Origin of the sequence: Psychrobacter sp. T6-6 (assembly GCF_052258185.1) — a bacterium.
Taxonomy (GTDB): Bacteria; Pseudomonadota; Gammaproteobacteria; order Pseudomonadales; family Moraxellaceae; genus Psychrobacter.
Window position 1 is genome coordinate 1 of the sequence record NZ_JBQQEX010000017.1, and the last position, 6634, is coordinate 6634.

Here is a 6634-nt window from a genome sequence, read left to right on the forward strand (position 1 = left end):
TACACTGTGGCTATCTCAGCAAGTTGAAACCTTAATACCATTAGCTCACAGCCAAAGATTCAAGTCCTCACTAGGGTGCCGTCATTATTATCTTAATATCTTGTTAACTCATCGATTTTTATAGTTCATAAAATCCAAGCATCGTAGTATGAAAATAGTTAATATTTGGCCATCAATAACTCTACAGTAACCTCAAAATGATACTCATCTTTGATCGCAATATTTACTTTGCCTTTATGGGCATTGGCGATAGCCCGAACGATAGACAATCCTAGTCCTGTCCCTGAATGTTGACTGCTTGTCTTATCATGACGATAGAATCGCTCAAATAATTTATCGGCCGCGCTTTGATTTAGCGGTTTGTCTAAGCGGTTAGTCAAGGCGATTTTTAATAATGATTGTTTTGAGGATAGAGGATCTTCTTTTGAGTTCTCAAGAGTCATATCTGAGGTAATGATGGTAGCTGATATTGTGATAGTACTGGCACTAGCGGCGTAATAGATGGCATTTGACAGCAGATTAGCAAATAACCGTTGCAATAAACCTTCATCACCTAATACTGTCGCAAATTCACCCGATTTTGCAAAAGTTATCTCACGATCCTCGGCAAGCATTTCATAGTAGTCGATCAGCTTTGTGATTAGACTCTCGGTATCTACGTTACTAACTTGCGTGTCGCTTAAACCTTTTTGAGTTTTTGCCAGTAGCAACATATTATTAATCATAGCCGATAGCTGCTCTAACGTGTCATGTTGATGATGTAGCTGCTCAATGTATTCATTGCCATCTCTTGGCTTATTCAACATGACTTGCGTTTGCGTACTCAGCGTCGCAATTGGGGTACGGAGCTCATGGGCAATATTATCTGAAAACCGAGACAAGGATTCAAAATTACTCTCAAGTTTGACCATCATTGAATTATAAGATTTTGCTAGTGGTCGTAGCTCTAAAGGCATATCACTGACGGTTATTCTTTCATCCAATCTTTCAGGGTTAATCCTTTTCATTTTTTGTACGATAGTGGCTAAAGGTGCAAAACCCCAATACACACTTAATGCAGCTACTGACACCAACAGTAATGTAATAGCGAATAAAATCATACTGAGTTGACGATTGAAATGCATGAGATAGTGGTGATGAACATCGATGGGCAATGCAATAAGTGCCAAAACCTCTTGGTTTTCGATGATGATTGCTCGGTAATTCCTACCCTTTATCTCAATCGTGAATTGCTGATCACGATAGACTTGCCACAATTGTGGCAGGCTAAAATCTGAAGGTAGGTCGTTGATGAAGCTGGTTGGATCGCTAGATAATAGTGCACCGCTCTTATTTGCAATGACAGTTTTTAAGTCATAGTCAAGCCGAGAAGGATGTAGATGGTTGGCGCTAGTTAATGACTGAGATTTTGAAGCTGCTGATGACTTTGTCTGAGCATCAACATCATTGATACTTTTGCGCAGGTTAAAAGCTGCATGCGTGATAATCTCAGAGTCCATTTGTTCAAAATGTCCACTGACAGAACGCTGCACCCACGCGTAAATAATCACTTGAGAGATAATTACGAATACAGTTAGCAGAAAAACGGTGCGCCACAGTAATGGCAGGCGTCGACTATCTAACCGATATTTCATATTAGATATCGTCAGCTTCGTAAGATGGCTGGCTATCAGCGATTGTATTGACAGCATCTAATCGGTAGCCCATACCACGCACAGTATGAATCAGCTTTGCCTCATGTTCATCGTCTATTTTTATGCGAAGACGCCTGATTGCCACATCAATCACGTTCGTATCATTTTCAAAATTCATATCCCATACTTGAGAGGCGATGACTGAGCGTGGTAGAACTTCACCTCGGCGCTCTAATAAAAACTGTAATAACGAGAACTCTTTTGCGGTCAATTTAATAGGTTGGTCTCTTCTATGTACGGTACGCTTTGCAATATCCATTTTGAGATCTGCTATTTGCATGATCGTACTTTGATAATCGACTTGATTAGCACGTCGCAATAGACTTTTCATCCTGACTACCAATTCTGCAAACGCAAACGGCTTGGTTAAATAATCATCGCCACCAATCTCAATCCCTTTTATCTTGTCACTTAAGTCATCTTTTGCTGTTAAAAATAGCACGGGAGTATGTTTACCTGCCGCTCGGTAGTTACGCACCAGCTCAAAGCCACTAATATCCGGTAGCATGACATCCATCAGTATCACGCTAAATTCTTCAGTCATCAATGCGTGATAGCCATCTAGGCCTGTTAGATAATGATCCACAATAAACCCAGCTTCGGTTAAGCCCTTTTTTATATATTCGCCAAGTTTCAACTCATCTTCTACCAGCAGTACTTTCATAATAGCTTCCCATATACATTTCACGCCTACCTAGCATAGTAAAGCATAACCCCGCTTTGAACATCAAAAATTCTCAAGATGACAATATTGTAATCTTGCGGTCATGTCTCTGTCAGAATCAATAAAGTATGCTTTAGAGTAACTTAATACTTTGAAGTCTTGTCGATTTCATACCAATCAAATAAGGATCTATCATGTCACTATTTAAATCAATCGTAGCAACCGCTATCGCCTTAGTTGTTTCAACGTCTGCTATGGCACATGACCCTAAGATGCATGCTGAAAAGGATCAGATGAACTGTGAAAAAATGGAAAAGCATATGCAGATGATGCAAAAGATGGATCACAGCAAGATGGACATGAATGATCCTGCCATGAAAGCCATGATGGCTAATATGGGTAAAATGAAACAGATGTACCAAAAACACTGTGTGAGCAGTGATAGCGACTCTTAACGATTCCTTTTATACGCTCATGATTATTGCTAGATGATTTTCATCAAAGGTTAATCGGATATTAATAAAAATGGATTTTTAGGATGAGCCTATGAAGTTTTTACTAGGAATACTCTTTGCTGTCTTTGTCGCTATTGTAGGCGTTTTTGCGGTAGTGACTAGTGGTGTGATAAATATTGGCGCTGATCAAGCCCATAGCCCACTGGTTTATAAATTTTTAGAGACTGCCCGCACGCGCTCAATAGCAAATGCTAGCAAGGGCATCATCGTTCCAAACCTAGCAAAAGTAGATATGATCAGTACAGGCGGTGCGGATTATAAAGATATGTGTGCAGGCTGTCACTTATCACCTGGGGTGGAAAGCACCGATTTTAGTGAAAGTCTATACCCTAAACCGCCCAACTTTACCAACGCTGATGTGGTGAAGCGCTATCAAACGAAAGCTGGCGCACAGCAAGGATTTTGGGCGATTAAGCACGGAATCATGGCGTCTGGAATGCCAGCATGGGGTGCCTCTCACGACGATGACAGAATGTGGGCAATGATGGCTTTCATTAGATCGTTACCTGAATTAAATGAAGCTCAGTACACGATGCTGACCACGAGGATAGATACTGACATTATGGACATGAGCTTTGATGGAGATATGGATATGTCGGATGATAGCTTTGAAATGCAGCACTAATTATTTAATAAAAAGCGTAGCACTAAAATAGTGCTACCTTTTGCAATTTAAGTTTGGCCTGTTTTACTTTATTTAGTGATAGGTTGTAGAAATTTTAAAATGTCCAATAGACAAATACATGCTTAGGAGTGTTTTATGAGACGCTATACCAATATGTTTTCTAGTAAGCACAACCAGTTATCTGGTCGTACGCTTTTAGTGATGATGACATCTTCACTGTTACTAGCGGCTTGTAGCCAATCAAATACGGGCACTTCTGATTCAAAACCCGTACAACCTGAGCCAACTGTTGCCACATCAACCAATCAGGTGACAGAAACACAAGCTGAATCTACAGCGGTTACGACGCCTGTAGTCAACCAATCAGACCTACTTAAGAATGTTTCAGCGACGGTTTATAAAGATGCCAACTGTGGGTGTTGCAAAGAATGGGTAAGCTATGCAGAAGATAATGGATTAAGCGCAACCGCACACGATGTTGAAGATTTGTCTTTATTCAAAGAACGCTATAGCGTACCGCAGCAGATGCGTTCTTGTCATACCACCGTTACCACCGATGGCTTTGTTTTTGAAGGACATGTTCCTGCAAAATACATGGCACAGTTCTTAGCAAATACTCCTGCACAAGCCATTGGACTTGCTGTACCAAGTATGCCTGTTGGTAGCCCCGGTATGGAGTATGAAGGTAAGTTTATGCCTTACAAGGTAATGCAACTTAATAAAGATGGCACCACAGAAGTTTATGCGGATATTGAGTCTCCTCAGCAGCAACTGTGATTAAATTATTCGTTAAATATAAAAAATATAACAGCCAAAAGCTTAACCACCATCTCGCAAATTAAATTAGGTCATCATTATGAATAAACAGAACATATTGAACCGCCGACGTTTTTTGACTGGATCTTCTGCTGTCCTTGGTGCTTCCTTGATACCGACCATTGCCAGTAGCGCATTGGGACATTCGAATCGCTCGAGCAGTCAGGCGGCCACCATTAATAGTGATCAAAACACTCATAAAGTACCTGTATTGACAGGCAAAGAGTTTGATTTATACGTCAGTAAACAGTCTGCTATTGTGAACGGTAAAAAGAGCATGGCAACGCTCATCAATGATTCACTGCCAGCACCAACGCTAAAGATGCGTGAAGGTGATACGGTGGTGATACGTGTTCATAATCAGATGGATGAATCAACATCTATTCATTGGCATGGGTTGCTGGTGCCGTTTGAAATGGATGGTGTACCTGGAATTAGCTTTGAGGGCATTCCTGCGCATAGCACCTTTACTTATAAATTCAAATTAAAACAATCAGGCACTTATTGGTATCACTCACACAGTGGGTTCCAAGAACAAACCGGTATGCTGGGTGCCATTGTGATTGAACCTAAAGGGCGTGAGCGTCATCCTATCGACGAAGACCATGTGATCGTGCTTAGTGATTGGACCAGCCGCAACCCGCATAATCTCTTGAAGCTGCTCAAACAGCGCGCCGACTTTGACAACTACCATCTACCAGACTTCAAAAAACTGCTTGCTGATATTGCCGAAACGGATATGAAAACCGCGTTTGATAAGCGCAAAATGTGGAATCAGATGCGCATGATGCCCACTGATTTTACGGACTTGTCGGGTGAAAACACATTTACCTACCTTATCAATGGCAAAACGACCGCAGCTAATTGGGCGCAAATCGTCAAAGCAGGACAGCGCGTTAAATTACGCTTCATCAATGCCTCAGCGCAAACTATCTTTGATGTACGCATACCCGGTCTCAAAATGACTGTGGTGGCAACCGATGGTATCGATGTCGCACCAGTTGCGATTGATGATTTTCGTATTGGTGTGGCTGAGACTTATGATGTCATCGTTACCCCGACCAAAGATGCCCATACCATATTTGCCCAAAACATAGACCGTTCAGGCTATGTTGCAGCAACACTTGCAACTAAAGAAGGCGCTCGTGCTGCGATACCTGCTATGGACAAAGTTGAATGGCTCACAATGGCAGATATGATGGGCGCTATGGGTGCTGATGGTTATAAAGCCCGTCATGCCAAAACAGAATACGATTTTAAGAGTGATATGCGTGTGGACAGTCCACGTATGAACCTTGATGATCCCGGTATCAACCTGCGCAATATTAATAGAGAGGTATTGAATTATAGTCAGCTGCGCTCTGTCGATGAGGCAATATTTGCGGAGCAGCGCAAACCTACCCGAGAGATAGAACTACATTTAACCGGTAACATGGAGCGCTATATTTGGGCGTTCGATGGGGTCAAATTTAGTGACGCGACACCAGTGAATATTAAGCCGGGTGAGCGCGTACGTATTACCTTGGTTAATGACACGATGATGAATCATCCGATGCATCTACATGGGATGTGGAGTGATTTACGTATGCCTAACGGCGAGTTTCAGGTGCGCAAGCATACTATTATGGTACAGCCAGCGCAAAAGATTAGCTTCGATGTGACAGGAGAAGCTGGACGATGGGCATGGCATTGTCATCTGCTGTATCACATGGAAGCCGGTATGTTCAGAGAAGTGGCCGTCGTTTAATAAACCTTCGAATATGAGCCTTATTATGAAAATATATAAAGTAGGTCTACCGTTTATTGGCATGTCATCACTAGTCTTGCTCACATCTTCATTTGCTAATGCTGCTGAGATGTCTGGTATGGATCATAGTAGTATGGACATGTCTGGTATGGACCACAGCGGCATGGATATGTCAGGTGATATGTCCGATATGGACCACAGCGGCATGGATATGTCGGGTGATATGTCAGGTATGGACCACAGTGGTATGAACATGTCGGGAGATATGTCTGATATGGATCACAGCAGTATGGATATGTCTGGTATGCAGGGTGGTGAACCACCGGCTGATGCTCGTAGTCCAGATTATTCAAATGGGGTTCCCTACGGACAGTATGGTAAGCCAATGATGATGGGCAGCATGCCATTATGGGGAGTCTCAGTAGACGACTTGGGCTATCAGTTTGACGAAGATCAAATCAATTTCGAAGCTGAAGGCTGGTACGGTACTGATAGCAATCGTATAAGGCTACGCACGGAAGGTAGTGCTCAGACTAAGGATGATGATAAAGAAATTGATAGCTTGAGCTCACT

The 6634-nt window shown here is 42.2% G+C and carries 7 protein-coding genes; 5 read left to right on the plus strand and 2 right to left on the minus strand.

Going from position 1 to position 6634, the window contains the following annotated elements; all coding sequences use genetic code 11:
* Positions 1-158: 158 nt before the first annotated feature.
* Together ACTXGL_RS13995 and ACTXGL_RS14000 are read right to left on the minus strand one after the other, a co-directional pair.
* Complete coding sequence (locus ACTXGL_RS13995) at positions 159-1634, minus strand: ATP-binding protein (RefSeq protein ID WP_443527300.1); 1476 nt, start codon at positions 1632-1634, stop codon at positions 159-161.
* Position 1635: 1 nt separating this feature from the next.
* The gene (locus ACTXGL_RS14000) at positions 1636-2358 is read right to left on the minus strand and encodes a heavy metal response regulator transcription factor (RefSeq protein WP_238036680.1); all 723 of its coding nucleotides are present in this window, start codon (positions 2356-2358) and stop codon (positions 1636-1638) included.
* A gap of 194 nt (positions 2359-2552) precedes the next feature.
* Between ACTXGL_RS14000 and ACTXGL_RS14005 the strand changes: the two genes are divergently transcribed.
* From ACTXGL_RS14005 to ACTXGL_RS14025, 5 genes are all read left to right on the plus strand, one after another.
* Positions 2553-2813 carry a hypothetical protein gene (locus ACTXGL_RS14005; RefSeq protein ID WP_238036683.1) on the plus strand — a complete coding sequence of 87 codons (261 nt, stop codon included), beginning with the start codon at positions 2553-2555 and terminating at the stop codon, positions 2811-2813.
* Between the two features lie 91 nt (positions 2814-2904).
* Entirely contained in the window at positions 2905-3498 is a 594-nt protein-coding gene (locus ACTXGL_RS14010) for a c-type cytochrome (RefSeq protein ID WP_238036686.1), read from the plus strand.
* A 135-nt stretch (positions 3499-3633) separates the two neighbouring features.
* Positions 3634-4275: a DUF411 domain-containing protein gene (locus tag ACTXGL_RS14015; protein WP_238036689.1), complete on the plus strand. Its 642-nt coding sequence runs from the start codon at positions 3634-3636 to the stop codon at positions 4273-4275.
* A gap of 79 nt (positions 4276-4354) precedes the next feature.
* Positions 4355-6061 carry a copper resistance system multicopper oxidase gene (locus ACTXGL_RS14020; RefSeq protein WP_443527301.1) on the plus strand — a complete coding sequence of 569 codons (1707 nt, stop codon included), beginning with the start codon at positions 4355-4357 and terminating at the stop codon, positions 6059-6061.
* Between the two features lie 25 nt (positions 6062-6086).
* The coding region (locus ACTXGL_RS14025) for a copper resistance protein B (RefSeq protein ID WP_443527302.1) at positions 6087-6634 on the plus strand (548 nt) is incomplete at its 3' end.